Below are 26,990 nucleotides of genomic sequence, written 5' to 3'. Positions count from 1 at the left end.
CACATGTTACCAGCGATAATTACATCACTATTAGACACAGATGCTTATAAACTGCATATGCAACAAGCTGTTTTTCATCACTATCCAAATGCAACAGTAACAGCAGAGTTCCGTTGTCGTAGCGATGATTTATTGGGGAAATATGCTGATGAGATAACTCATCAAGTTAAATTAATGGAATCGTTATCACTTTTAGATGATGAGTTTGAGTATTTATCTCGTATGCCTTTTTTTAAACCTGATTATTTGAATTGGCTCAAAAATTGGCGTTTTAATAGTGAGTTACTGACAATTGAAAATCAAGAAGGCTTGCTAGTTATTCGTATTGAAGGTAAGTGGTTAGATGTTATTTTATGGGAAGTGCCATTACTTGCCGTAATTAGCGAAATTGTGCATAAAGATCGATCGCCAAATATTGGCGTTCCCGAGGCACTTGCTCGACTAAAAGATAAATTAACGTTATTTAATGAACAGACAGCCGATATGGATATGTCGAACTTTAATTTAATGGACTTTGGTACACGTAGGCGTTATTCGTTTGCGGTACAAGAGGCAGTTGTTGGTTATTTGAAAAATCATTTTACTAATTTTCATAGTACGAGTAATTATTTGCTTGCTTATCGTTTAGGACTTACGCCGGTTGGAACACAAGCGCATGAATGGTTTCAAGCACATCAGCGTTTAAGTCCGAATTTAGAGGATTGCCAAAAAAATGCATTGCAGGTTTGGTTAGATGAATATCACGATGATTTGGGCGTTGCTTTAACTGATTGTATTACGATGGATGCATTTTTACGGGATTTTGATCTTCATTTTGCTTCGCATTATCAAGGATTGCGTCATGATTCAGGTGATTCAATTCAATGGGGTGAAAAGGCAATAGCCCATTATCAGCAGTTAGGTATCGATCCTAAAACAAAATTATTAGTATTTTCAGACAGTTTAAATTTTGATAAGGCACTTAATATTTATCGGCATTTTAATCATCGGGTAAAATTATCTTTTGGTGTAGGTGGTTTTTTAGCTTGCGATATTCCCTCTAAAGAGGCCAATACCAAAGCATTGAATATTGTCATCAAATTAACAGAGTGTAATAATCAATCCGTTGCTAAATTATCAGACAGTCCTGGTAAAACCATATCTCAAGATTTAGCTTTTATTGATGAATTAAAACGAACTTTTAGTGTTAAATATTGATAATCATTAGCCTATTATTAATATTAAAATAAAAAATCAGTGATAAAGATTTTCTTATTGACTAATTCCATTTAGTTACGGAATAAACCTTAGAATATATTTATATTACTTAAATATGACTTAAACAAATTAATTAATGTAGAGATGGATAATTAAAATGAACTCAGTTGCATCTATTGTTGATGTGTTACAAGGCAAAATTGCTGTTGGTAGCACAATTTCTGTTCAAGGTTGGGTAAGAACTCGACGTGATTCTAAAGCAGGTATTTCATTTTTGGCTGTTTATGACGGTTCTTGCTTTGATCCTATCCAAGCCGTTATTGAAAAAGATCTTCCTAATTATGAGCAAGATGTTTTACGTTTAACGGCAGGTTGTTCGGTTAAAGTCACCGGTAAAGTGGTTGAATCACCGGGTCAAGGTCAACAATATGAGCTGCAAGCAACGCAAGTAGAAGTATATGGGTTTGTTGATGACCCAGAAACCTACCCAATGGCAGCAAAACGTCACTCTATTGAATATCTTCGAGAAGTAGCACACTTACGTGCAAGAACCAATATTGTTGGTGCCATAACGCGTGTGCGCCATACGCTTGCGCAAGCAATTCATCAGTTTTTTGATGAACGAGGCTTTTTTTGGCTATCTACCCCAATTATTACCGCGTCTGATACTGAAGGAGCGGGTGAAATGTTTCGCGTTTCAACGCTTGATCTATTAAATCTTCCTAAATCAGATAATGGTAAAGTCGATTTTGATAAAGATTTTTTTGGTAAAGAAGCGTTTTTAACTGTTTCTGGGCAATTAAATGCTGAAACTTATGCTTGTGCACTTTCTAAAGTGTATACTTTTGGTCCTACCTTTCGAGCTGAAAATTCAAATACTACGCGACATTTAGCTGAGTTTTGGATGATGGAACCTGAAGTCGCTTTTGCTGATCTAAATGATAATGCAAAGCTGGCTGAAGACATGCTTAAATATGTGTTTAAAGCGGTACTTGAAAAACGAGCTGATGATATGCAATTTTTTGCTCAGCATGTCGATAAAGAAGCCATTAATCGGCTTGAAAACTTTATTAAAGCTGATTTTGCGCAAGTGGATTACACTGACGCTATCACAATATTACAAAACTGTGATGCTAAGTTTGAAAACCCAGTCAGTTGGGGAATTGATTTAGCATCAGAACACGAACGTTATTTAGCTGAACAACATTTTAAAGCACCAGTAGTTGTTAAAAACTACCCTAAAGACATTAAAGCGTTTTATATGCGAATGAATGATGACGGTAAAACGGTAGCAGCAATGGATGTATTAGCCCCAGGAATTGGTGAAATCATTGGTGGCTCACAACGTGAAGAGCGTCTAGATATGTTAGATAAACGCATGGATGAATTAGGGCTCAAAAAAGAAGATTACTGGTGGTATCGTGATTTACGTCGTTATGGCACTGTGCCACATTCAGGCTTTGGTCTTGGGTTTGAGCGCCTTATTGTGTATGTCACTGGTGTTCAGAATGTACGCGATGTGATTCCATTTCCAAGAACGCCGCGTAATGCTAATTTTTAGTCTAGTTTTATTTCCCAATCTGATATAAGATTGGGAATTTTTTACTAAACCTAACTTAAAGTAGTTTAAAAAATAACCAAACAGACTTAATTTTAGGCTTAGACAGCTTATTTTGTAAAAAGTTCGCTTGATTTTAAAAAAAATTTATACATAATTTACGATACTGTAAAAAGTAAATAAAGATAATCGAAATACAATTATCTTTTGTGTGAAGAATTTTTAAACAAAATTGACACTAAACTTATGGGATGTGTCTTTTTAAAAAAATAACCATGAGGGTAAAAAATGAAACGTAATTTATTAGCAATCGCTATCCCTGCTCTTTTAGTAGCGGCTGGTGCAAATGCATCTATCGAAGTTTGGAATAAAGATGGCAATAAAGTTGACTTCTACGGTCGTGTAAAAGCAGCTAACAACATCACTGACCGTGGTCAAAAAGGTGAGGGTGATGATACTTCAGCTCGTTTAGGTATGTCAGGCCAAACTCAAATCACTGACAGTGTAACTGGTTACGGTCGTTGGGAATATCAAGCTGATGCTGGTAAAAATTCTAGCAACGAAGTACGTTATGCATTTGCAGGTTTAAACTTTGGTGACGCAGGTTCATTCGATTACGGTCGTAACGACGGCGTATTAAAAGCAATTACTGCTTATACTGACGTATTACCACAATTTGGTGGCGATGCATCAAATAACGATTGGAACGTTCTTTCAGCTCGTACTAAAGCTGTTGCAACTTATCGTAACAACAACTTCTTCGGTTTAACTGACGATTTAAGCTTTGCATTACAATATGCTGATAATGGTGATAATTCAGATACTTTTGATGGTAAACGTGCTATAACTAAATTAGATGAAGACGGTGATTTCGATGGATTTAGTGGTGATAGTCGTGAAGCCTATGGTGCAAATGTTCAGTGGCAAATTTTTGATTCAGGTTTGACTTTAGGTGCTGGTTATGCTCAAACAGCTGGTAAATCTAAATACGAAGCTGAAGAAGTTAAAAGAGTTAGAACATGGACTACTGGTATCAAATATAATAACTACAATTTATATTTAGCTGCTAACTATTTCCAGTCTAAATTCAATACATGGAACGATCGTATTGATGGTGAAAGATATAAAGATCCAAAAATCAAAGGTGTTGAGTTAGTTGCTCAATATGGTATTGATTTAGAAGTTGGACGTTTAACTCCTTCTTTGGCTTATGTTCAACATAAAGTTAGTAATAGCGATGTTGGTTATTATGATGACGATCATAAAGAAGGTCGCAATTTAGCTAAATATGTTTCACTTGGTGCAACATATGATCTAAACAAAAACTTTAGTGCTATTGTAGAATATAAATTCAATCTACTTAAGAAATATGACATTGGTGCGGAAGCAAATACTGTTCGCGAAAGCAGTGGTCGTCACCAATTCAAACCAGGTACTAAAGACGTGTTAGGTGTTGGTTTAATTTACCAATTCTAATATTGTTTGATATCGATATAAAAAGGCACTTAGGTGCCTTTTTTCATTTCTAAACTTTTTCTACTCTCAAAAGCACTTTTTGTTCTTAAATAAAATCATATTAAGTATTAAAATATTTGTAAATTCGCAGAATTAATCTAAATTCCATTGTTAAATATAAAATATATATAATAAAGTCAATTTTTATAAGGTAAATTGGCTATCACAGTAATAATATAATTGTTATTGATTAGCAATTATTTATTAAATCAGTGCAAAGTAATTTGCATCTTTAATAACATAAAATACCTATGAGGGTAAAAATGAAACGTAATCTATTAGCAATCGCTATTCCTGCGCTTTTAGTTGCAGGTGCTGCAAACGCTTCTATCGAAGTGTGGAATAAAGATGGTAATAAAGTCGACTTTTATGGTCGAGTTTATGCATTAAATTATATCACTGATCGTAATAATCAAACTGGTGAAGGTGATAACACTACAGCACGTTTAGGTATGTCAGGTCAAACTCAAGTAACTGACGGCATAACGGGTTACGGTCGTTGGGAATACGAAGCTAAAACAGGTACTAATTCCGATAATGAAGTGCGTTATGCATTTGCGGGTTTGAACCTTGGTGATTTTGGTTCATTCGACTATGGCCGCAATGATGGTGTGTTAAAAACATTAACGTCTTATACTGATGTTTTACCTGAATTTGGTGGTGATGCTTCAAATAATGATCTTTATGCGTTAACCGCTCGAACAAAAGCCGTTGCTACTTATCGTAATTCAGATTTCTTTGGTTTAGCAAATGGCTTACGTTTTGCTGTTCAATATGCGGATAATGGCGATAATAGCTCAACTAGTCATTTAAATAACCATACGCGTGATGATGATAAAAATGATAGTGCTGAAGCATGGGGTTCAGTTGTTGATTGGGATGTGCTTGATACGGGGTTATCAGTTGGTGCGGGTTATGCACAAACTGGTGGTCATAAAGATGCTAAAGCATGGTCTGCTGGTGCAAAATATAATAACGCCAACCTTTATTTAGCGGCATTATATATTCAAGGCAAGCAAAAATATGGTTGGGATAATGCATCATCTATTCACCGTGCTAATGACTTAAAAACCAAAGGTTATGAACTTGTTGCACAATATGGCATTGACTTTGAAGTAGGACGTTTAACGCCATCAGTTGCTTATATCCAACATAAAGTTAAGGATGCATCTAGTTATTCAAGTGATGCAGGACTTAAAGGTAATGATTTAGCTAAATATGTTGATGTTGGTTTAACCTATGACTTTAACAAAAATCTACAAGCTATTATCGATTATAAAATCAACTTGTTAGATAAAAATGACATTGGTGCTCGTCGTGCCTTATATGAAGATGGTTCATTTACAAAATCACAAATCAATGGCACAACCAAAGATACAGTGGCACTTGGTTTAATTTATCAATTTTAATTGATTAAATTTTGGTATATTACAAAGGCACTTCGGTGCCTTTTTTATTATCTTTTACAAATTAAATATTTCTTGCACTTTAACTAATACTCTGTTAAAAAATTATAAAAATAATAATAAATCAGGATAATAATAATGCTTTATACCACACGCAAATTGCCAGCTAAAAAGAATATTGCTTTAGTTGCCCACGATCATTTGAAAGACTCTTTACTTAATTGGTGCAGAAAAAATCGTGAGGAACTTTCTCGTCATAATTTATGTGGCACGGGTACCACTGGAACATTAATAAAGCAAGAAATAGGGCTAAATATCACGCCAATGCTTAGTGGTCCTATGGGAGGCGATCAGCAAATAGGTGCTTTAATTGCTGAAGGTAAAATTGATATTTTAATCTTCTTTTGGGATCCACTTAATGCGGTGCCTCATGATCCCGATGTTAAAGCACTTTTACGGTTATCAACGGTTTGGAATATTCCTGTTGCTACTAATCAAGCTACAGCTAACGCATTAATTCAATCTTCTATTTTTACGCAGGAAGTTGATATTGAGATTCCTGATTATCAAAGATATTTAGCTGAAAGAGTCAAATAAATGCCAATACCATCCCAAATACGTAAAGCAGGCAGACAAATATTGCTGCTTGATAATCTGTTTATTATTTTAGGTTTTTATGTTGTTTTCCCACTTGTATCCACTCATTTTGTTAGCCAAGTGGGTTGGAGTGCTTTATTTGTTGGTTTTGCCTTAGGATTTAGGCAATTTGTACAACAAGGTTTTGGTATTATTGGTGGCGCTATTGCTGATCGTTTTGGTGCAAAACCTATGATTGTTGCTGGTATGTTTTTACGTTGTGTTGGTTTTATTTTTATGGCAATTGCTAGCAATCCTTGGTTATTATTACTTTCTTGTTTATTTTCAGCGTTAGGAGGATTACTGTTTGATCCGCCTAGAATGGGGTTGACGATTAAATTTACGCGCCCTCACGAGCGTGGTAAATTTATATCGTTATTGATGATACAAGATAACGCTGGTGCTGTTATTGGTGCCCTTATTGGTGGTATTTTAATTGATTATGACTTCCATTTAGTCTGTTGGTGTGGCGCTTTTATTTTTTTCTTATGTGGTATTTTTAATATCTTTTTTCTGCCTGCTTATCATATTGCTATTGGCAAAACGCCTATTATTAGCGGTATGAAAATGGTTATAAAAGATAAGAAGTTTACACGTTATGTTCTTACGTTAACGGGGTATTATGTGTTGTGGGTACAAATTATGTTAATGTTGCCTTTAACAATTACAAGCGTATCAGGTAGTCCTAGTTATGTAAAATGGATGTATGCAATTCAAGCTGGGATTTCACTTTTACTTCTTTATCCTCTTGCTCGTTGGAGTGAAAAACGTTTCAGGTTAGATCAGCGTCTCAAATTTGGTCTATTTTTGATGTCAATGGCCTTTATTATTATTGGTTTTACCACACAATTATCAATATTATTATCGCTTATTGCACTCTTTTATTTTGGCGCTATTATAGCTGAACCAGCACGAGAAACCTTATCAACAATGCTCAGTAACCCAAAAGCAAAAGGTAGCTATATGGGGTTTAGCCGTTTAGGGCTCGCCTTAGGTGGATTTATTGGTTATACAGGTGCGGGCTGGTTATATGATGTAGCAATAAAAATAGGGTTTCCACATATTCCTTGGATAGTACTGACTATAATTGGATTATTAACATTAAGTTATTTGCAATATCAATTTAAAAATGAGCCTCCAATACGATACTCTAAAATGAAAAAGATTGGCTAATTTCACCATCTTTAAATAGAATCGCTTCACTAGTATTGAGTTTATGCCATGTTTCATTGGATGTTAATGGTAGCGTAGAAATAATAGTCACGATATCATTAGGAGTAGTATGTTGTTGAAAATCAATTTCAACATCTTCATCCAGTAATTTTGCTTTACCAAATGGTGCTTTACGGGTGATCCAGTGTAAATTTGTTGTGCAGTAGGCAAAAACATATTGCCCATCGGACAGTAGCATATTAAAAATACCTAGTTGACTTAGTTGATTAGCGCATTGTTTGATAAAATTAAACAACTCAAGATCATCGCTAGGTTTTTGCGAATATTTTTGTTGTAATTGATTAATTAAATAACAAAAAGCATATTCGCTATCGGTTTCTCCAACTGGTCGAAATAGACCTGTATCTAAATCTTGGTAATTGGTTAGTTGTCCATTGTGCGCAAAAGTCCAGTTTCTTCCCCAAAGCTCGCGGGTGAATGGATGGGTATTTTCAAGTGCAACACCGCCACGGTTTGCTTGTCGAATATGAGCAATCACCGCTTTAGATTTTATTGGGTAATCTTTAACCATTTTCGCAATTATCGAATGGCAACAAGGCTCTGGATCTTTAAATGTTCGGCAGCCTTTACCTTCATAAAAAGTAATTCCCCAGCCATCTTTGTGAGGACCTTTGTCCCCACCACGTTTTATTAGGCTTGTAAAACTAAAACAAATATCGGTTGGCACATTGGCGCTCATACCCAATAATTCGCACATATTATTTAGCCATCTCTTTTTCAATAAGCATAATAAGAATATGAATAACTTTGATGTGAATCTCTTGCACACGATCAGCATAACCAAAGTGTGGAACACGAATATCAACATCGGCAAGCCCATTCATCTTACCACCATCTTTACCTGTTAATGTAATGATTTTCATTCCTTTTTGTTTTGCTATTTCAATTGCTTTAAGAACATTGGTTGAATTACCAGAAGTTGAAATACCCAAAAGCACATCGCCTTTTTGCCCAACTCCCTCAACATAACGAGAAAAAATATTATCAAACCCATAATCATTACCAACACAAGAAATATGACTTACATCAGATATTGCTATCGCTGGGTAAGCTGGACGGTTATCACGATAACGCCCTGTTAATTCTTCAGCAAAATGCATTGCATCACAATGAGAACCACCATTGCCACATGAAAGAACTTTGCCGCCTTGTTTAAATGAATCTGCAATTAAAATTGCTGCTTGTTGAATCTGTTCAAGGTTTTTATCATCCGAAACAAATTGAGTTAACACATCAATAGCTTGGTTTAACTCATTACGAATATTGTTAATGTACACTACTATTCTCCTCAATAAATTTATATACCATTTTAATTCGTTCCAAATAGCTTGCAAGTAATAAAATAAAATTCCCAATTTTGAACAATATTTTCAAAAAAGCATGTGTTTAAGTATAAAAAAGAATATCGAAATAAAAATAAACTAAAATTGTTACTATTAATAAAAAACAAAATGACAACAAAATTTAAATTAATTTTAATGTTAACAAGCGTTGTTTTTACAATAGTGAAATTCTTTGCATTTTTTTTAAATAATATCTTGTATATAACTTGGTCGTAACGCTATTTGCCAATAGGATAAGTCTTTAATTCGTGATACAATTTAATGAGTATTTTTCACTTATAAAAAAAAGTGAAATAGCATTTAAAATAGAATCAATAAGGAATTGATATGCAAACAATTGAAGGTAAAGTAGCTGCGCCGAAAGCTAAAATTGCAATTGTGGTGGCACGTTTTAATCATTTTATTAATGATAGCCTAGTCAGTGGTGCAATTGATGCATTAACACGTATTGGGCAGGTCGATGATAAAAATATTACGGTTATCTGGGTTCCTGGTGCTTATGAAATTCCACTTGCCGCAAAAGTAGCTGCACAGTCAAAAAAACATGATGCAATTGTGGCATTAGGTACGGTTATTCGTGGAAGCACTGCACATTTTGATTTTGTTGCTGGTGAATCAAGTTCAGGTTTATTAAGTGCAAGCTTAGATAACACAATTCCTGTTGGATTTGGTATTTTAACTACTGAAAGTATCGAACAGGCCATTGAACGTGCAGGCACTAAAGCGGGTAATAAAGGTGCGGAAGCGGCATTAACTGCACTGGAAATGCTAAATATTATTAAAGCAATTAAGGAGTAATTTAGTGGCATTAATTAATCCTCGTCGTCGAGCAAGAGAGTGTGCGGTACAAGCAATTTACTCTTGGCAAGTTTCTAAAAACGATCTTGCTGATGTTGAGTCCAGCTTTATTGCAGAACAAGATATGAAAGGCGTTGATGCCAAGTACTTTCGTGAATTATTAAACGGTGTGGCAAAAAATACCGCCGAATTAGATGTCAAAATGACACCATACCTTACAGAACGTACTGTTGACGAATTAGGTCAAATTGAATTAGCGATACTTAGAATTGCGCTGTACGAATTAATGAAACGTCAAGATGTACCTTATAAAGTTGTGATTAACGAAGCTATCGATCTCACAAAAACGTTTGGTGCAGCTGACAGCCATAAATTTGTTAATGGTGTATTAGATAAAATCGCCCCAACTATTCGTACGCGATAATCGATTAATAGTGAGATTGATATGAACGACAATACCGAAAAAAGCAAACCAACTATTTTTTATGCTAAAAATAGTGAACCTAAAAAGCATTCTCGCTCAGCTCAAGAAAAGCCCATAGCGTGGAAAGGTAAGCGTAAGGATAATTCATCTCAGTTTAAGTCTAAACGTGATCGTAATGACCGTATTGAAACGTTTAAACCTAAGAATGACGAAACAAAGTTTGTCAAAAAACGTTTTACAGTTGAACTTAATCAATCTCAACCAGCTATTGACAATGGTTCACCATGGCAGAAAAAAGTGCGTGCAAATGACCAAACCCCCACATTTGGTTATGATGGCTATCGTCAACGCAAAGAAGAGACATTAGTCTATAGTGAAAATAGCTGTAAAGCGGTTTTCAAACATCGACGCACAGCCATTATTAAATTATTTATTGTTCAAGAAATGACTTATCAGTTTAAGGAATTAATCAACTGGTTAGTTCAGCAACGTTTAGGCTATGACGTTGTTACAAATGAACAATTGAATAAAATAACCGAAACGCCGCACCATGGTGGTGTCTGTTTAATTGTTAAAAAGCGCGCGCCACTTACATTATTGGATTATTTAGAAAGCAATCGTGATAAAGATCATGATTGTATTTTAGCGATTGACGATGTCAACAATCCTCATAATCTAGGTGGATTAATGCGAAGTGCAGCTTTTTATGGTGTTAATGGTGTTATGTTACGCCAAACCAATTTACTTGATAGTGGCTCAGCTATGCGAGTAGCCGAAGGTGGAATAGAAGCCGTTGCAGCAATTAAAAGTGACGATTTTATTGCCTCAATTGATATGCTTAAACAACATGGTTACCAAGTTGTTGCGCTATTGCCTTGTCAGATAAAATCCATTGCATCTACCGAATTGCATAAAACCCGATTTAACCAAAAAGTAGCTTTGGTTATTTTTCAGCAAATCAATATGAAGTTGGTTAATCATGCTGATGTCATCTTGCATTTACAAGGTAATGAAAATATGCCGGCACTTAATATTTCAGTAGCAACGGGTATTTTATTATCAAATTTGCAAAAGTAAATATTCGTACATTTTATCTTTCTCATTAGATTAACTAATGAGAAAGATAATAACGTTATTTTTCATCGATGATTAATATCAATAGCATCATTTGATTAGAAATAGGATTTTTTTTCTGTAGAGTGTGTAAGCAAGTATTTAAATATGTCGGTAGCAGTTATGTTGTCTAAATATAAAGTTGGTTTAATTTTTGGTAAGTTTTATCCTTTACATTGTGGTCATATTTATTTAATTGAAAAAGCTGCAAGCCAAGTTGATGAGTTGCATATTTTACTTGGTTGTGAAGCATCACGAGATATACAACTATTTAATAAAAGCCGACTTTCTAAACAACCTCAAGTTAGTGATCGCTTTTCGTGGTTAAAAGAAACATTTAAAGATCGCCACAATATTCATATTCATGTTCTTGATGAAACTGGCATTGAGTTTTACCCTAATGGATGGCAAGATTGGAGTGATCGTGTTAAGCACATCCTTGCTGAGCATAAAATAACTCCCGATGTTATTTTTACTAGTGAACCTCAAGATGTCAAAAATCATGAACACTATTTTGGTTGTTCAGTTTCTATTGTTGATGCTGATCGGCACTTTATGAATATCAGTGCCACACAAATCCGTGAAAATCCCTATAAAAACTGGTCGTTTATTGCGCAATCGGCAAAGCCTTTTTTTGTTAAAAAAGTGGCTATTATTGGTCAAAATAGATTTTGTGACTTACCTATTCAACTTGCTAATATTTATAATACTAATTATGTGTCAAATGGTTATATTAATTATATTGAGCGAGAAATCTCAGTTTTCCATAACAAGCGTTATTTGAGTGAATCCGATTATATTAAAATTGCAATGCTACATGTTGAACGACTATCAAAAGCAGTTGAAACTGCGAATAAACTTGTTTTTACCTCGATTGATTTTGACACATTAGCGCAGTATTACAACCAAATCTTCGAAAAAGAAAATGAAGTTTTAAAAGCTCTTAAAGACAGTTATCATTTTGATTTGGTTATTCACGAAAAAGACTTAAAACAGCAATGCTCCCAACTGGAATATTTTGAAACAATTTCAAAGAAGGTTGAAGCATTATTGATTTAGTTCATCACATTTATTATGGCTTGTGTTAAAATAAGCTAAATATTTGTGCTAGGTAAATTTTATGTCTCAATCTTCTGATAAACCAGACAACACAGACCAAGAAAACATTGATTTTGGTTACACACAGGTACCCAAACAAGAAAAAGTAAAACGTGTGGCTGAAGTATTTCACTCAGTTGCTGATAAATATGATGTCATGAATGATCTCATGTCATTTGGTATCCATCGAATTTGGAAAAAAATCACCATTGAATATAGTAGTGTGCGCAAAGGTCAAAAAGTTTTAGACCTTGCTGGTGGCACAGGTGATTTAACTGCAAAATTTTCACAACTTGTTGGCGATGATGGATTAGTTATTTTAGCCGATATTAACGAATCAATGTTAAAAGTTGGGCGAGATAAATTACGCGACAAAGGCTTAATTAAAAATATTGAATATGTACAAGCAAATGCTGAAGAACTTCCTTTTGCTGATAACTATTTTGATTGTATCACTATTTCATTTGGTTTACGCAATGTGACCGATAAAGAAAAAGCCTTACGCTCTATGTGGCGTGTATTGAAGCCGGGTGGGCGTTTATTAATTCTTGAATTTTCTAAACCACAATATCAAATTTTAAATAAAGCCTATGATCTTTATTCATTTACCATGTTACCGCTAATGGGTAAAATTGTAGCAAATGATTCTGAAAGTTATCGCTATTTAGCCGAATCGATTCGTATGCATCCAGATCAAAATACATTGAAAAAAATGATGGAAGATGCTGGATTTGTTGATGTGAAATATCACAATATGACTGGTGGCATTGTAGCATTACATACTGGCTTTAAATTTTGATGCGATGAAACATAATGACATTCTTTCGAATTTATAAAATATTAACCGTATTTCGAGCTTATCAATTAAATGAACTGTTACCTAAACACCGTTCATCAAAATGGCTCCGCACTTTGTTATTCTGTCTTTTTTGGATTAGACCTAAAGCAAAACATCAAGAAATTGGTGAGCGTTTACGGCAAGCATTGCAAGAGTTAGGACCAGTTTGGATCAAATTTGGGCAAATGATCTCAACTCGGCGCGATGTTTTACCGAAAGACATAGCAAATGCTTTAGCTAAATTACAAGATCAAGTTGATCCTTTTGATGGAAAAATTGCCAAACACCTGATTGAACAAGCATTAGAAAAACCAATTGATTATTATTTCAGTGATTTTGACGAGAAACCACTCGCATCAGCATCAATTGCACAAGTTCACACTGCGATATTAAAGTCTAGTCAGACCGAGGTTGTTATCAAAGTTTTGCGGCCTAATATTTTATCTGTTATCCAAGCCGATATTGGTTTAATGTATTGGGTTGCCAACCAATTTACAAAACGAATAAAATCAGGCGAAAGATTACGCGCGGTTGAAATCGTGCGTGATTATGAAATAACGCTATTAAAAGAGTTAGATCTACGCAAAGAAGCATATAACACAGCCAGATTACGTAACAATTTTATCAATAGCGATGTTTTATATATTCCTTATGTATACCAAGATTTATGTCGAAAAACTATTATAGTTGAAGAACGTATTAAAGGTGTGCCAATTGCCGATATTGACTTACTTAAACAACATAATGTTAATATGAAATTACTTGCTGAACGAGGTGTTCAAGCCTTTTTTACTCAAGTTTTTCGTGATAACTTTTTCCACGCTGATATGCATCCTGGTAATATTTTTGTTGATATTACCGATCCACAAAATCCACGCTATATTGGCATTGATTGTGCCATTGTTGGTATATTGAGCAATGACGACCAGCACTACCTTGCTGAAAATTTCTTAGCATTTTTTAATCGAGATTATCAAAAAATAGCTGAAACTTATATTGCATCAGGTTGGGTTCCTGCAAATACTGATGTCATTGCTCTCGAAATAGCAATGCGCAATGTTTGTGAACCTATATTTGCCAAACCACTGGCTGAAATCTCATTTTCACAAATTTTACTGCAATTATTTCAAGTAGCAGGGCAATTTGAAATGGATATTCAACCCCAACTTACCCTTCTTGAAAAAACGCTCTTTTATATTGAAGGACTTGGTCGTCAGCTTTATCCTGAACTTGATTTATGGCAAACGGCAAAACCATTTTTAGAAGAGTGGTATCAAGATAAATACAGCGCAAAAAAGATACTACAACAAGCTTGGGGAGCACTACCTAAATGGCGCAATATATTGCCTCAATTACCAGATAAATTAAACAATTACGAACGCATCACCAAACAGATGAATGTACAGCTAAAGCAAATTGAACAACAATTACAGCGAAGCAAAAAACGTGAACGAAACTTATATGGAATACTTGGATTAGTTTGTGTTTTATGTATTACTATACTGATAGCCAATTAAAACGGGACACTAACAATACACATTAAGTTGGACATATTTGGAATATTATAATTTACGTGTATAATTTGGTTTAATACCACCATTGGAGACAATCATCATGATGCCAAGCTTACCACAACTACTCATATTAATAGCTGTAGTCGTATTATTATTCGGAACAAAAAAATTACGTTCATTAGGCTCAGATCTTGGTGAGTCAATTAAAGGTTTTAAAAAAGCGATGAGTGATGATGACGGTAAAAAAGATAGTGGTAATTCACAAAAAATCGAAAATACCGAATCATCTGATACTAATACCAATAATAACAAAGAAGAGTAACCCGTGTTTGATATCAGCTTTGGGCAATTATTATTAGTATTAATTATTGGTCTGGTGGTATTAGGGCCAGAACGATTGCCTATTGCAATAAAAACAGTGGCAGGGTGGATAAAAGTATTACGCCGAATGTCAGCCACGGTACAGTTAGAATTAAATAAAGAACTAAAATTACAAGAATTACAAGATAGCCTAAAAAAAGCTGAACAAAGTGGGTTAACTACGCTTACGCCAGAAATTCAAGAATCTATTGATGACTTGAAACGTGTAACAGAATCATTAAAAAATGAAATCAGCTCGGCAACGCAAATCGAACCACAAACACAAGTTGATTCACAAACACATTCAGATAAAAAATCATGACAGACGACGCTACTCAACCATTAATTGGGCATCTTGTTGAACTTAGAACACGGCTTCTACGCTCAATCATCTGTATTTTGCTGGTCTTAGCCTGTTTGCTCTATTTTTCTAATGATATTTATCATATTGTGGCAAATCCGCTCATTAGCCAGTTACCTCAAGGTAGTAGTATGATCGCAACCGATATTGCTGCGCCATTTTTTACACCGATTAAACTGACTGCAGTGGTGGCAATATTCATCTCTATACCGTATGTGTTATACCAAATTTGGGGCTTTATTGCACCAGCACTTTACCAACACGAAAGACGCTTGGTTATGCCTTTAATTGTATCAAGCACGATCCTTTTTTATATGGGTATAGCGTTTGCTTACTTTGTGGTGTTTCCACTAGCATTTTACTTTTTTATTCATACCGCACCGATTGACGTAGCAATCAACACCGACATTACCAAATACCTTGATTTTGTTATGACTCTTTTTGTGGTATTTGGTTTTGCTTTTGAAGTACCTGTTGCGATTATTTTAATCTGCTGGACAGGTATCACTACACCTAAAAGTTTACGTAAAAAACGCCCATATATTATTGTTGGTGTATTTGCTATTGCCATGTTTGTTACACCACCCGATGTATTTTCACAAATATTATTAGCTGTACCTATCTGTTTACTGTTTGAAATTGGTACTTTTTTTGCAAGGTTCTATCAACCACGCAAAAAGGACAATGATGATGAGTATTATCATGACTCAAACAATGAACAATAAATAAGGGAATAGTGATTAAAATGATAAGTAAAGGATAAGTATTGATAATGAAAACATCATTACCAGATTTTAATTGTGCCAATGTATTAGTTGTCGGCGATATTATGTTAGATCGCTATTGGTATGGGGGAACTAACCGCATATCACCCGAAGCCCCAGTACCTGTAGTTAAAATAGACTCTCTAGAAGAAAGACCCGGTGGTGCAGCCAATGTTGCAATGAATATTACTTCACTTTGTGGTAACGCACGATTGATTGGATTAACTGGGATTGATGAACCAGCTAAAATTCTTGATGAACAGTTAAGTAAACACAAAGTACAATGTGATTTTGTTTCTGTTTCAACTCACCCAACCATTACCAAACTGCGGGTCTTATCACGCAATCAACAACTGATCCGAATTGATTTTGAAGAAGGTTTTGGCAATGTCGAGCCTGCGCCTATTCTTGAACGTATTCAAACAGCCTTGAAGACCAATAAAGTATTAGTTCTGTCGGATTATGCCAAAGGTGCATTATCAGCAGTTCAAGCAATGATTAAGCTGGCAAATCAAGCCAATGTGCCAATTTTAGTTGACCCAAAAGGTACCGATTTTGAGCGTTACCGTGGTGCAACATTATTAACACCAAACATGACTGAATTTGAAGCGGTAGTTGGGCATTGCCAAAATGAAGAAGAGATTATCGAAAAAGGTTATCAACTTATCAAAAAGTATGATCTCAAAGCCTTGCTTGTCACGCGTAGTGAAAAGGGCATGACACTACTCCAATTAAACAAACCGATTTACCACCTGCCAACTCAAGCCAAAGAAGTCTTTGATGTCACTGGTGCAGGCGATACCGTCATTGCGACATTAGCCGCAGCCTTAGCTGCTGGGCAGTCTTTAGAAGAAAGCTGCTTTTTAGCCAATGCCGCAGCGGGTGTGGTTGTGGGCAAACTTGGTACATCGACCGTTTCACAAGTCGAACTAGAAAACGCCATCCGCGCTCGAGCTGATGATGGTTTTGGCGTTATGAGCGAAGACGAGCTAAAAGAAGAAGTCAAAAAAGCACGAATGCGTGGCGAAAAAATTGTCATGACTAATGGTTGTTTTGATATTTTACATGCTGGGCATGTCTCTTATTTAGCAAATGCTCGAAAACTTGGTGATCGACTAATTGTTGCAGTAAATAGCGATGCCTCGGTTAAAAAACTAAAAGGCGAATCAAGACCAATTAACCCACTCATGCAACGAATGATTGTACTAGGTGCACTTGATTCGGTTGATTGGGTTGTTCCATTTGAAGAAGAAACCCCACAACGACTTATTGCTAATATCTTACCTGATGTCTTAGTCAAAGGTGGCGACTATAAACCCGAAGATATTGCTGGGGGTAAAGAAGTTATTGCGGCTGGCGGAAGCGTTAAAGTGCTTAATTTTGAAGATGGTTGCTCAACGACCAATATTATTAATGCAATCAAAAATCGCTAAATACGACTATCAAGCAAATCGGTTACTTCAATAAGTAACCGATAACAAGTAACCGATCTGTTTTAAAACCGCAAAACTCAGTTGTTTATCTTCTTATTTTAATAGCACTTTAAAGCAAATTAGAAAGTCATCAAAAAACACGCACAACGTTAATCACATCTTTAATAAAAGAAGCGATATCAGTTATTGTATAATCAATCGTTAATAACTATCATTAAATTTAAAAATTAACACTTTTTTTATTATTCACTTTATGCAAAGCTATTACACAATATAGAAAAATCAGTACAGAGGATATTTAATGACCAAACATTATGATTATATCGCCATTGGTGGTGGTAGTGGGGGGATAGCATCAGTTAACCGAGCTGCGTCTTATGGCAAAAAGTGTGCGATTATTGAAGCAAAATTATTAGGTGGCACATGTGTTAACGTTGGCTGTGTTCCAAAAAAAGTGATGTGGTATGGGGCGCAAATAGCTGAAGCTATTAATCATTATGGACCTGATTATGGTTTTGATACGACTATTAATCAATTTAGCTGGGATAAATTAATTGCCAGTCGAAGCGCTTATATTGATCGAATTCACCAATCTTATGATCGTGTGCTGACGAATAATAACGTTGATGTGATTCAAGGTTATGCTAAATTTGTTGATGCTCATACTGTTGAAGTCAATGGTCAGCAGTATAGTGCCGATCACATATTGATCGCTGTTGGTGGAAAACCAACCATTCCTAATATCCCTGGCGCGGAATATGGTATTACATCGGATGGTTTTTTTGCGCTAAACGCATTACCTAAACGGGTTGCTGTTGTTGGGGCTGGCTATATTGCTTGTGAAATTGCCAGCGTACTGCATGCACTTGGCGCGCAAACGCACCAATTTATTCGCCATGCCACACCATTGCGCACTTTTGATCCATTAATTATTGAAACCTTAATGGAAGTCATTAAAACAGAAGGGCAACAACTTCACACTTTTGCCATTCCAAAATCTGTTACTAAAAATAGTGATGAATCATTAACTCTAACGCTAGAAAATGGCGAAACTTACACTGTAGATTGCCTTATTTGGGCGATAGGTCGTCAGCCAGCAACAGAGGATATGAACTTAAATGCAGCAGGTATTCATGTTGATAATAAAGGCTTTGTTATCGTAGATAAATACCAAAACACCAATGTGTCAGGTATTTATTCTGTTGGTGATGACACAGGGGCTCTAGCACTAACACCTGTTGCTGTTGCAGCTGGTCGCCGCTTATCAGAAAGACTTTTTAACAATAAACCTGATGAACATTTAGACTATAATAATATTCCAACAGTGGTATTTACTCACCCAGCTATTGGAACTGTGGGCTTAACTGAACCAGAAGCTGTACAGCAATTTGGTAAACAAAATGTCAAAGTTTATACCTCCACTTTTACTGCTATGTACACCGCAGTAACAACGCACCGTCAACCATGTAGAATGAAATTAGTCTGTGTCGGGGATAATGAAAAAATTGTTGGCATTCATGGTATTGGTTATGGCATGGACGAAATGTTACAAGGCTTTGCGGTAGCACTAAAAATGGGTGCAACGAAAAAAGACTTTGATAATACCGTTGCTATTCATCCAACTGCAGCTGAAGAATTTGTGACTATGCGCTAATTTAATTATGATTGTAAAAATAAAAAAGCAGGCAATTGTCCTGCTTTTTTTATTTTTTATTAACTAATTGGTCGATTGATCACGCCAACCATTTTTGGCTAATGGATAAAAACCGACAGCTACTGCAATTAATGCCACAAAAGAAATATAAATGCCTGCTCCCAAATAACTATACTCTCCTAATAAATGTTCAGGACTTAATAGATAAAGTGTTAATGTTGGTGTAATAGCACTAAATAACGCATAAGCTAAATTATAAGAAAACGACAAACCAGAATAACGGATTGCAGGGGGAAACGTTCTTGTTCCAATAATTGGTGTCATAGCGACAGATCCGATAAAAAGCCCAAACACTGCCCAAATTACATAAAGTTTGGCGATTGACATATCAGGCGATAAAGAACTATAAAAACACAAACTAGAAATAGCAAGTCCACCCCAACAAATGATTACAGTTTTTGTTGAACCGAGCTTATCATCTAACCAACCAAAAACGATACAACCTAATGTCAAGGTTAAAGCGGCAATACAGCCACCGATCCGCCAATCAAGGTTAGCAAAATGATACATATTGCCAACTATACGTCCCGGCGTAATTAAAATCCCCACCATAATTGCCGTGGACAATGACCATGTTAACAATGCAACAATCAGGCAAGCCGTTTTGTGTTTTTGTAGTACAGTAACAACAGGGATGTTTTTTTCAATCGCCTTGCGTGCGGCTAATTCCTTGAAAATGGGGGTTTCAGACAAAAAGCGGCGCAAATAAACGGAAATCACACCAAAAACACCACCAATAATAAACGGAATACGCCATGCATAATCTAAAATATTTTGTTTAGTAAAACACAAATCAATAATAATTGTGACAATAAAACCAAGTAAAATACCGCCAGTAATTCCTGATGTTAATGTACCTACACCCAGTCCATAACGTTGCTTTGGTACATGCTCGGCAATGAATACCCAAGCTCCGGGCATTTCGCCACCGATGGCGGCACCTTGCAACATTCTCATGATCAAAAGCAATAGTGGTGCAAAAATACCGATCATTTCATAAGTCGGTAAAACCCCGATGATAAACGTCGGTAGCGCCATCATTGCGACACTAAGGGTGAACATCTTTTTACGTCCCACCTTATCGCCAAAATGCGCCATAATAATACCACCCACAGGACGAACTAAATAACCAGCAGCAAAAATACCCCAAGCAAACAAATCTAACGTTAAAGGCGATAATGTATGAGGTAAAAATAGTGGTTTAACGATGGTATCAATATAAAGTGCGTAAATAACAAAATCATAAAACTCGAGTGTACCGCCTAAAGACGATAAAAATAATGTTTTTAAATCCTTACTATTTAATGGCCGCGCATTGGGTTGCCATTGTGCATTGATTTCAGACTGATTCATGAACTAACCTTATTCTTATTGTTAAATTGAGATAGAAAATCAAGAAAATGTATTTTTTTTGACTGAATCTTATAAAGAGTCCTCATTTTGCCACAAAAAAAAGTCTTTTTTTCCATCATAAAAAAATTTAATGAATGACATTAAACTGCATATTTGGTTTATAATCTTAAATTATTTATATTTTATTGGATAACCGATCTCATTATTTATCATGTGGTTAATCTAAAAGGATCATTTAATGACAAATCAAAAAGTAAAACGTTGCAGTTGGGTTACAAACGATCCGCTCTATATTGCTTATCATGACAACGAATGGGGCATTCCCCAATATGATAGCCTTAAGTTATTTGAAAAAATCTGCTTGGAAGGGCAACAAGCGGGGTTATCTTGGATCACAGTACTGAAAAAACGAGACGAGTATCGCCGTTGTTTTTTTGATTTTAATCCTGAAAAAATTGTTCAACTAACTGCACAAGATATTGAATTATTTATGGAGAACAAAGGGTTAATACGCAATCGCTTAAAGCTCAATAGCATAATCAAAAATGCCCAAGCTTATTTATTGATGCAAAAAAATAATGAAGATTTTTCTCAATTTATTTGGTCTTTTGTTGATGGTAAACCGATCACTCATCATTACAAAGACAAAAGCGAATTACCAGTTAGCACTGAAACATCTGACAAAATGTCAAAAGCACTTAAAAAGAAGGGCTTTAGTTTTGTTGGCTCTACCATTTGTTATGCATTTATGCAATCTATGGGATTAGTCAATGACCATTTTGAAGATTGCTTTAAAAAAGGAATTTAAGTTAATGAAAATGATACAACTAGTAAAATATGCCATTATTGCCATATTAAGTTATTTTATTGTCTGTAATGTGGTTATTTTTATTTATGCCGAGCAAAAACCACAAGACAATGCCGACACCATGGTGATTTTAGGATCACAAGTAGTGGGAACACCTGCGCAGGCGCCTTTGACATTACAAGCACGTTTAGATGCTGCAATTAGCTATTTGCAAAATAATCCCAATACAAAAGTCATTGTTTGTGGCGGGCAAGGTAAAGATGAGTCAGCAAGCGAAGCTAGTGTAATGGCTGATTACTTAATCAACAAAGGCATTGAATCTTCAAGAGTTCATATTGAAGATAAATCAACCCGAACTGCTCAACAATTTATATATGCAGATGACGTATTACCATTAGGAAACACGGTTATTGTAACGAATGATTTTCATCTATTGCGCTCAATTATGTTAGCTAAACGCTCGGGTTTTAATGAAGTATCAGGATTATCGGCACCGTTAAGTTGGACTAATTTTGATAAATATATTGCAATGATAAGAGAACCACTTGCATTAGCAAATTCTTGGGTATTTGATCATCCTAAAGCTAAAAAAAGCTAATGCTTGTGATTAAATCAAATTTTTTACGATTTTTTTAATTCAATCAGCTAATCGTAGCATCACCATAAGCAACAGCTGTTTTTACTTGTTGTCCATGATATTATGGCAACATTGCTGTTTAATTTAAAAATGAAAAGAATGAACTTAGATACGATTGTTGCACAAGCAACCCCGCCAGGGCGTGGGGGGGTTGGTATTTTGCGTGTTTCAGGGCCTCAGGCTCAAACTGTCGCTCAAGCCGTATTGGGCAAATTGCCTAAACCTCGTTATGCCAATTATTTACCTTTTTTAGCATCAGATGGCAGCACGTTAGATGAAGGCATTGCCTTATTTTTTCCTAATCCCCACTCATTTACGGGCGAAGACGTGCTTGAATTACAAGGTCATGGTGGGCCGATTATTTTAGATTTACTTTTAAAACGCATTCTTGAAATCCCAAGTGTCCGCATTGCTCGGCCGGGGGAGTTTTCAGAGCGTGCATTTTTAAATGATAAATTAGATCTTGCTCAAGCCGAAGCAATTGCTGATTTAATTGATGCCAGTTCTGAGCAAGCAGCAAAATCGGCTATTTCATCGCTACAAGGTGTCTTTTCAAAGAAAATAGATGCACTTGTTGAATCGTTGATTCATCTAAGAATTTTTACCGAAGCGGCGATTGACTTTCCTGAAGAAGAAATCGACTTCTTATCTGACGGCAAAATTGAAGCTCAACTTAATGAAGTGATTGCACACTTAAACGAAGTTAGGCAAGAAGCTAAACAAGGATCGCTACTTCGTGAAGGTATGAAAGTTGTCATCGCAGGTCGACCAAATGCAGGTAAATCAAGCTTACTTAATGCCTTAGCTGGGCGTGACGCAGCCATTGTTACCGACATCGCCGGCACCACGCGCGATGTACTGCGTGAACATATCCACATCGATGGCATGCCACTGCATATTATTGACACCGCAGGACTACGCGAAGCAAGTGATGAAGTGGAACGAATCGGTATTGAACGTGCTTGGCAAGAAATTGAACAAGCCGATAGGGTACTGTTCATGGTTGACAGCACAACCACAACAGAAACCAACCCCGAAAAGCTATGGCCAGAATTTATTGAACGTTTACCTAAAAATATGCCAGTAACTGTAATTCGTAATAAAGCCGATTTAACGGGTGAAGCACTAGGATATAGCAAAGTAAACGGCTACTCACTCATTCAACTTTCGGCACGAACAGGCGAAGGGATTACCTTATTACGTGAACACCTAAAACAGGCCATGGGCTTTACTAGTAGTACTGAAGGTGGATTCTTAGCCCGACGTCGCCACCTGCAAGCACTTGAAAAGGCAGCAGGGCATTTAAACAATGGTAAGCACCAACTTATCACATTCCATGCTGGTGAATTACTTGCCGAAGAATTAAGATTAGCGCAAGAAGCCTTAAGTGAAATTACAGGGCAATTTACTTCTGATGATTTGTTAGGTCGTATATTTAGTTCATTTTGTATTGGAAAGTAGAGATAAACTACTTGATGGTCACATTATCTAGTTTCATAACAAACTAGATAATGCCCATAAAATGAATTAGATAATTTATTTTATAAAAATTAGGTAAATATTAATTTATACAAATCTTAATTTGAATAAATTTAAAGAATTCTTAGTTCTTTTAATGACAATTTTATAAATGCATAAAAAATAGGTGCAAAAATTAAACCAATCACGCCAAAAAGCGTCTCTAAAAAAAGCATCGCAATTAACAATTCACAGATACCCGCATGAATTTTAGTCCCAACTATTTTTGCATTAAGCACATATTCCATTTTATGAATTAAAATTAAATACACAATAATTACCATTGCAACGGTAAACGATACCGTAAATGCAACAAAAAAGATTAATACATTGACGATCAAATTTCCAATAATAGGAATAAGCCCAAAAACAAATGTGGCTAGCACTAAACTTTTACTAAACGGTAAATGAATGCCAAACATAGGCAAAATAATAAATAGCAAAATGGCAGTCATTATCGCATTAAATAAAGCAATCACAACTTGAGACATAGCGACATATTGGAATACCACAACTAATCGGTTTAAACTAGCCTTTAACGCTTTAGTTAATGGCCTTTGTGTCACTGGATTATGAACCGTATTACGTTGGTTTTCTTTATAGCCTAAAATTAATCCAATAATCATTCCCACAATTAATATGACGAAATCATGGAATACTTTTTTGATAATCGATTGTAAATAAAAAACATGCTCTTTAAGATAAACCATAATAGTTGATTCAATTTCATCAATATTATCAGGCAAATAATGGGTAACGTTTGTTGGTAGACTGTTTATTACATTGTTTACGATTAATCTTATATTGGTTAACGTTTCGGTTGGATGCTTGACCATATCAACAAACCAAGCAAACAAATACCAAAAACCACCAATAAAAATACCAATAATCACTGTCGTCAGTACTAATACCGAAATTAATTTTGACTGATGACTAAACCGTACCATTTTTCGTGACAAAAAATCATCTAATTTTTGTGTTAACGTATAGGTCAACAACGCCGCTATCACTGCTGGCATTAAATGTACTTGCATTAAAATAATGAAACTAACGGAAAACAGCGCCAAACAAAATAGACCTAATTTTTGATTGTTATTAAGTAGCATAAAGAAAAATATCCTTTAATAAACAAATTGTTTAATTAAAACCGAGATAGATATAACGATAAAAATAAAAGGCGATTATAGCAGATGGCTAATTGTTAGTCCGCTTTTTGTTACTCATTAAATATAAACTACACATCACTAATTAAGAATATTTAATAGCCTAAAAAAAATTACACACCCAAGCAAAATACCGACAGCTAACAAATCAGCAAAACCAAAAATAGCACGTCTAAATAACAGTTTTTAACCTAAAAAATCAGTCAGGAAAGGTATTGATTTTATTGAAGTTTTTTCAAGGCATTTTTATCAAACAAAACCACTCCCCCCAAAAAACCAAACCACCGCACTCAACCTTCTAACAATTCTTTACAATAAATTAACAAAAAAAGTGGCAGATTATGCACCATCAAGCTATAATTTTCCTGCTTATTCAAGCAGGGAATCGCTCAAAAATAAAGCGAACAGATAGAAAAATCGATAAAAAACAAGAAATTACTTGACAAGGAAATAAAAATGCATTACCATGGTTGGCATCTGGCATCTGGCATCTGGCCTGCCAAACCTATGCCCTAAATCTTATTGATTCGCACAGTGGTCAAAATAGAGCGCCACAGTTATTTTCATCACCGAAGTCATTTCGCGTAGCGAAATCGACGCCGTCATCGGCAAAATCTTTGGCAAAATTATCGCCGATATCCAAGTGGTTATTAAAACCGCCATTGTTATTCAAACCGCCGTTACTATTTAAATCACCATTATTATGTAAATCGGCATTATTCTTAGCGCCATTGTTGTTATTGTCATATACACAGGATACAGAGGCGTTATCGGCACAGACATCAAATGTTATTCATGGTTCCGGCCCGTATTTAACATTAGATAGAGGCCAAACCAAGGTAACAGACTTTGAATCGTTGTTCACCATTACGATGGTAGATGGAGACGAGTACACACCTTCGACGAATACAAGTGTAACAAATCCAATAGTATTATCAAGATGGCGTTCTTTTCGTGATATGAAGACGATAGTACCGCCTACTCAGAATTCAATCACCATCGATGATTTGATTAGCCAAGGGAAGTGGGGTGATGATGATGGCGATGGACAGGTAAGGGCATCGGGGAGTATATCGGTGGCGTTTACCGATAAAAACGGTGCTACGGTTGGTCGTACTAGTGCGTTAGATATATGTAAAGCCCCTTATAAGGTAACTTTAACAAGTACAGGTGGCACATTAAGTACGCAGTATGGGGTGCCAAGGAGTAGTAGTTTTAGTGGCGCTACGGTGGATTATTATTTTAGTACGAATGCTCGTCCTAAAATTTGTTCGGTCAGGCCGAATTTGTTTTATGGTGGAACAACAGGCATCATTTCTAACGACCACCCCCGCCATGCAGGTCCGGCTAACATATGGAATCCTAGTAAGGGCTTTTTAACCGCGTTTACAACTCCGTCATCTTACGGTCAAAACTTTCCAAGGACTGGTGCAGATGGCTTGTATTTTGACTTGGAGATTCCTACTGTGATTGACGGAAGTCAGTTAAGTTGGACAGTTAACACAAGTGGTAGTATAAGTGCAACGGTGAGTTGGACAAGGCCGCGTTCTGGTACATTCACATCCCCAGAAGGGGAGACTTACGACGCTGATGCTTGGATTACGGATAAATCAAAAAATGTAACACGGGTAACGTTGCATGGTCCTAGGGCTGATAGTAGTCAAATAAACTCAAGTAATCCAAGTCGACTTACACGTCCATCTTTACCACAGACGTTTGAGTTGGTGGGAAGGGATAGTAGTGGTAATGAGGTTCGTTATGGATTTGTATTGAGTCGGTGGTTCGTCAATCGGGGTAATAAAACTGACACCCCTCCTAATCAAACAGCATGGTGTAGAGGTTTGGGTTATCGATTGCCTAGGGTAAGTGATTTAACCAATTCAAATTATGGCGGTTTAGGCGCACAACCTCGTTCATCAGGTAATTATTACCAGCGTAACATAGGATCAGTATTTTTCATGGAGTGGGGACGCATGTACTCCTACGTTGATGCGGGCTTCGTCTACTACAACTCCTACTGGACGAGCGACGCTACGGGTAGCAACCAGTTCACTGTCAGCTCGAACAACGGCGCCGTCGACAGCTTACTAGCCAGCTTCTCCCGTTCTGTCCTTTGCACCACACCTTAGCTTTTAGCGTTTAGTTCTTAATCCTTAGGGCGCGGGGGGCGATTATGGTGCCTGAGGGGATAATATAACAAAGAATA

24 protein-coding genes and 1 pseudogene are annotated in these 26,990 nt (G+C 36.0%); 21 read left to right on the top strand and 4 right to left on the bottom strand.

The window, feature by feature from the left end:
* The first annotated feature begins 3 nt into the window (after positions 1-3).
* The 6 genes from pncB to mdtH all read left to right on the top strand — a co-directional run bounded on the left by pncB (position 4) and on the right by mdtH (position 7,485).
* On the top strand, positions 4-1,197 hold the full coding sequence (pncB, locus tag GQ596_RS09015; protein ID WP_160401348.1) for a nicotinate phosphoribosyltransferase: 1,194 nt from the start codon (positions 4-6) through the stop codon (positions 1,195-1,197).
* Positions 1,198-1,354: 157 nt separating this feature from the next.
* Entirely contained in the window at positions 1,355-2,758 is a 1,404-nt protein-coding gene (gene asnS / locus GQ596_RS09010; protein WP_160401347.1) for an asparagine--tRNA ligase, read from the top strand.
* Between the two features lie 285 nt (positions 2,759-3,043).
* Positions 3,044-4,231, top strand: a complete 1,188-nt coding sequence (locus GQ596_RS09005) for a porin (RefSeq protein WP_160401346.1) — start codon at positions 3,044-3,046, stop codon at positions 4,229-4,231.
* A 302-nt stretch (positions 4,232-4,533) separates the two neighbouring features.
* Entirely contained in the window at positions 4,534-5,679 is a 1,146-nt protein-coding gene (locus GQ596_RS09000; protein ID WP_160401345.1) for a porin, read from the top strand.
* Positions 5,680-5,814: 135 nt separating this feature from the next.
* Positions 5,815-6,273, top strand: a complete 459-nt coding sequence (locus tag GQ596_RS08995; RefSeq protein WP_160401344.1) for a methylglyoxal synthase — start codon at positions 5,815-5,817, stop codon at positions 6,271-6,273.
* Positions 6,274-7,485, top strand: a complete 1,212-nt coding sequence (gene mdtH, locus GQ596_RS08990) for a multidrug efflux MFS transporter MdtH (protein ID WP_160401343.1) — start codon at positions 6,274-6,276, stop codon at positions 7,483-7,485.
* On the opposite strand, the gene GQ596_RS08985 is transcribed toward mdtH, so the two are convergent.
* Positions 7,463-8,242 carry a class II glutamine amidotransferase gene (locus GQ596_RS08985; protein WP_160401342.1) on the bottom strand — a complete coding sequence of 260 codons (780 nt, stop codon included), beginning with the start codon at positions 8,240-8,242 and terminating at the stop codon, positions 7,463-7,465. The genes mdtH and GQ596_RS08985 overlap by 23 nt on opposite strands.
* A gap of 1 nt (position 8,243) precedes the next feature.
* The gene (gene lpcA / locus GQ596_RS08980) at positions 8,244-8,822 is read right to left on the bottom strand and encodes a D-sedoheptulose 7-phosphate isomerase (protein ID WP_160401341.1); all 579 of its coding nucleotides are present in this window, start codon (positions 8,820-8,822) and stop codon (positions 8,244-8,246) included.
* A gap of 393 nt (positions 8,823-9,215) precedes the next feature.
* On the opposite strand from lpcA, the gene ribE reads away from it, so the two are divergent.
* From ribE to gorA, 11 genes and pseudogenes are all read left to right on the top strand, one after another.
* On the top strand, positions 9,216-9,686 hold the full coding sequence (ribE, locus tag GQ596_RS08975; RefSeq protein WP_160401340.1) for a 6,7-dimethyl-8-ribityllumazine synthase: 471 nt from the start codon (positions 9,216-9,218) through the stop codon (positions 9,684-9,686).
* Between the two features lie 13 nt (positions 9,687-9,699).
* Positions 9,700-10,110, top strand: a complete 411-nt coding sequence (nusB, locus tag GQ596_RS08970; RefSeq protein ID WP_160401365.1) for a transcription antitermination factor NusB — start codon at positions 9,700-9,702, stop codon at positions 10,108-10,110.
* Positions 10,111-10,131: 21 nt separating this feature from the next.
* Positions 10,132-11,187, top strand: coding sequence for a TrmH family RNA methyltransferase (locus GQ596_RS08965; protein ID WP_160401339.1), 1,056 nt, complete (start codon positions 10,132-10,134; stop codon positions 11,185-11,187).
* 135 nt (positions 11,188-11,322) lie between these two features.
* Positions 11,323-12,282 (top strand): annotated as a pseudogene (nadR, locus tag GQ596_RS08960) (multifunctional transcriptional regulator/nicotinamide-nucleotide adenylyltransferase/ribosylnicotinamide kinase NadR); the annotation flags it as partial.
* A gap of 61 nt (positions 12,283-12,343) precedes the next feature.
* Positions 12,344-13,120 (top strand): bifunctional demethylmenaquinone methyltransferase/2-methoxy-6-polyprenyl-1,4-benzoquinol methylase UbiE, encoded by a 777-nt coding sequence (gene ubiE / locus GQ596_RS08955; RefSeq protein WP_160401337.1) that lies wholly within the window; start codon positions 12,344-12,346, stop codon positions 13,118-13,120.
* A 14-nt stretch (positions 13,121-13,134) separates the two neighbouring features.
* On the top strand, positions 13,135-14,676 hold the full coding sequence (gene ubiB, locus GQ596_RS08950; protein WP_160401336.1) for a ubiquinone biosynthesis regulatory protein kinase UbiB: 1,542 nt from the start codon (positions 13,135-13,137) through the stop codon (positions 14,674-14,676).
* 97 nt (positions 14,677-14,773) lie between these two features.
* Positions 14,774-14,995, top strand: a complete 222-nt coding sequence (gene tatA / locus GQ596_RS11265; protein ID WP_160401364.1) for a twin-arginine translocase TatA/TatE family subunit — start codon at positions 14,774-14,776, stop codon at positions 14,993-14,995.
* Between the two features lie 3 nt (positions 14,996-14,998).
* Entirely contained in the window at positions 14,999-15,355 is a 357-nt protein-coding gene (gene tatB, locus GQ596_RS08940) for a Sec-independent protein translocase protein TatB (RefSeq protein ID WP_160401335.1), read from the top strand.
* On the top strand, positions 15,352-16,119 hold the full coding sequence (tatC, locus tag GQ596_RS08935; RefSeq protein WP_160401334.1) for a twin-arginine translocase subunit TatC: 768 nt from the start codon (positions 15,352-15,354) through the stop codon (positions 16,117-16,119). Before tatB ends, tatC begins: the two co-directional genes overlap by 4 nt.
* Positions 16,120-16,166: 47 nt before the next feature.
* The gene (gene hldE / locus GQ596_RS08930; RefSeq protein WP_160401333.1) at positions 16,167-17,591 is read left to right on the top strand and encodes a bifunctional D-glycero-beta-D-manno-heptose-7-phosphate kinase/D-glycero-beta-D-manno-heptose 1-phosphate adenylyltransferase HldE; all 1,425 of its coding nucleotides are present in this window, start codon (positions 16,167-16,169) and stop codon (positions 17,589-17,591) included.
* A 301-nt stretch (positions 17,592-17,892) separates the two neighbouring features.
* Positions 17,893-19,245, top strand: a complete 1,353-nt coding sequence (gorA, locus tag GQ596_RS08925; protein WP_160401332.1) for a glutathione-disulfide reductase — start codon at positions 17,893-17,895, stop codon at positions 19,243-19,245.
* 63 nt (positions 19,246-19,308) lie between these two features.
* Here gorA and GQ596_RS08920 read toward each other — a convergent pair whose 3' ends face one another.
* Positions 19,309-20,658, bottom strand: a complete 1,350-nt coding sequence (locus GQ596_RS08920) for an MFS transporter (RefSeq protein WP_160401331.1) — start codon at positions 20,656-20,658, stop codon at positions 19,309-19,311.
* 238 nt (positions 20,659-20,896) lie between these two features.
* Between GQ596_RS08920 and GQ596_RS08915 the strand changes: the two genes are divergently transcribed.
* The 3 genes from GQ596_RS08915 (at position 20,897) to mnmE (ending at position 23,564) form a co-directional block, all read left to right on the top strand.
* Positions 20,897-21,466 carry a DNA-3-methyladenine glycosylase I gene (locus GQ596_RS08915; protein WP_160401330.1) on the top strand — a complete coding sequence of 190 codons (570 nt, stop codon included), beginning with the start codon at positions 20,897-20,899 and terminating at the stop codon, positions 21,464-21,466.
* 4 nt (positions 21,467-21,470) lie between these two features.
* Positions 21,471-22,064, top strand: coding sequence for a YdcF family protein (locus tag GQ596_RS08910; protein WP_160401329.1), 594 nt, complete (start codon positions 21,471-21,473; stop codon positions 22,062-22,064).
* 138 nt (positions 22,065-22,202) lie between these two features.
* Complete coding sequence (gene mnmE / locus GQ596_RS08905) at positions 22,203-23,564, top strand: tRNA uridine-5-carboxymethylaminomethyl(34) synthesis GTPase MnmE (protein ID WP_160401328.1); 1,362 nt, start codon at positions 22,203-22,205, stop codon at positions 23,562-23,564.
* Positions 23,565-23,695: 131 nt separating this feature from the next.
* Here the strand turns inward: mnmE and GQ596_RS08900 are convergent, their stop codons facing one another.
* A complete protein-coding gene (locus tag GQ596_RS08900; protein WP_160401327.1) occupies positions 23,696-24,727 on the bottom strand; it encodes an AI-2E family transporter in 1,032 nt (343 codons plus the stop codon).
* Between the two features lie 527 nt (positions 24,728-25,254).
* Between GQ596_RS08900 and GQ596_RS08895 the strand changes: the two genes are divergently transcribed.
* The gene (locus GQ596_RS08895) at positions 25,255-26,913 is read left to right on the top strand and encodes a hypothetical protein (protein WP_160401326.1); all 1,659 of its coding nucleotides are present in this window, start codon (positions 25,255-25,257) and stop codon (positions 26,911-26,913) included.
* The last annotated feature ends 77 nt before the right edge of the window (positions 26,914-26,990 follow it).

The sequence above is a fragment of the Gilliamella sp. Pra-s60 genome (assembly GCF_009795755.1).
Lineage (GTDB): Bacteria > Pseudomonadota > Gammaproteobacteria > Enterobacterales > Orbaceae > Gilliamella.
The sequence above is the reverse complement of the archived record's forward strand: the minus strand, read 5'-3'. Positions and strand labels throughout refer to the sequence as shown.

Excerpts from the sequence above, each read along its gene's own strand:
- GQ596_RS08915 (WP_160401330.1), top strand. The coding sequence starts at position 20,897 with ATGACAAATCAAAAAGTAAAACGTTGCAGTTGGGTTACAAACGATCCG.
- ubiE (WP_160401337.1), top strand. The coding sequence starts at position 12,344 with ATGTCTCAATCTTCTGATAAACCAGACAACACAGACCAAGAAAACATT.
- mdtH (WP_160401343.1), top strand. The coding sequence starts at position 6,274 with ATGCCAATACCATCCCAAATACGTAAAGCAGGCAGACAAATATTGCTG.
- tatC (WP_160401334.1), top strand. The coding sequence starts at position 15,352 with ATGACAGACGACGCTACTCAACCATTAATTGGGCATCTTGTTGAACTT.
- tatA (WP_160401364.1), top strand. The coding sequence starts at position 14,774 with ATGATGCCAAGCTTACCACAACTACTCATATTAATAGCTGTAGTCGTA.
- ubiB (WP_160401336.1), top strand. The coding sequence starts at position 13,135 with ATGACATTCTTTCGAATTTATAAAATATTAACCGTATTTCGAGCTTAT.
- mnmE (WP_160401328.1), top strand. The coding sequence starts at position 22,203 with ATGAACTTAGATACGATTGTTGCACAAGCAACCCCGCCAGGGCGTGGG.
- pncB (WP_160401348.1), top strand. The coding sequence starts at position 4 with ATGTTACCAGCGATAATTACATCACTATTAGACACAGATGCTTATAAA.
- GQ596_RS08920 (WP_160401331.1), bottom strand. The coding sequence starts at position 20,658 with ATGAATCAGTCTGAAATCAATGCACAATGGCAACCCAATGCGCGGCCA.
- GQ596_RS09005 (WP_160401346.1), top strand. The coding sequence starts at position 3,044 with ATGAAACGTAATTTATTAGCAATCGCTATCCCTGCTCTTTTAGTAGCG.
- GQ596_RS08965 (WP_160401339.1), top strand. The coding sequence starts at position 10,132 with ATGAACGACAATACCGAAAAAAGCAAACCAACTATTTTTTATGCTAAA.
- gorA (WP_160401332.1), top strand. The coding sequence starts at position 17,893 with ATGACCAAACATTATGATTATATCGCCATTGGTGGTGGTAGTGGGGGG.
- asnS (WP_160401347.1), top strand. The coding sequence starts at position 1,355 with ATGAACTCAGTTGCATCTATTGTTGATGTGTTACAAGGCAAAATTGCT.
- ribE (WP_160401340.1), top strand. The coding sequence starts at position 9,216 with ATGCAAACAATTGAAGGTAAAGTAGCTGCGCCGAAAGCTAAAATTGCA.
- GQ596_RS08910 (WP_160401329.1), top strand. The coding sequence starts at position 21,471 with ATGAAAATGATACAACTAGTAAAATATGCCATTATTGCCATATTAAGT.
- GQ596_RS09000 (WP_160401345.1), top strand. The coding sequence starts at position 4,534 with ATGAAACGTAATCTATTAGCAATCGCTATTCCTGCGCTTTTAGTTGCA.
- GQ596_RS08995 (WP_160401344.1), top strand. The coding sequence starts at position 5,815 with ATGCTTTATACCACACGCAAATTGCCAGCTAAAAAGAATATTGCTTTA.
- GQ596_RS08900 (WP_160401327.1), bottom strand. The coding sequence starts at position 24,727 with ATGCTACTTAATAACAATCAAAAATTAGGTCTATTTTGTTTGGCGCTG.
- hldE (WP_160401333.1), top strand. The coding sequence starts at position 16,167 with ATGAAAACATCATTACCAGATTTTAATTGTGCCAATGTATTAGTTGTC.
- GQ596_RS08985 (WP_160401342.1), bottom strand. The coding sequence starts at position 8,242 with ATGTGCGAATTATTGGGTATGAGCGCCAATGTGCCAACCGATATTTGT.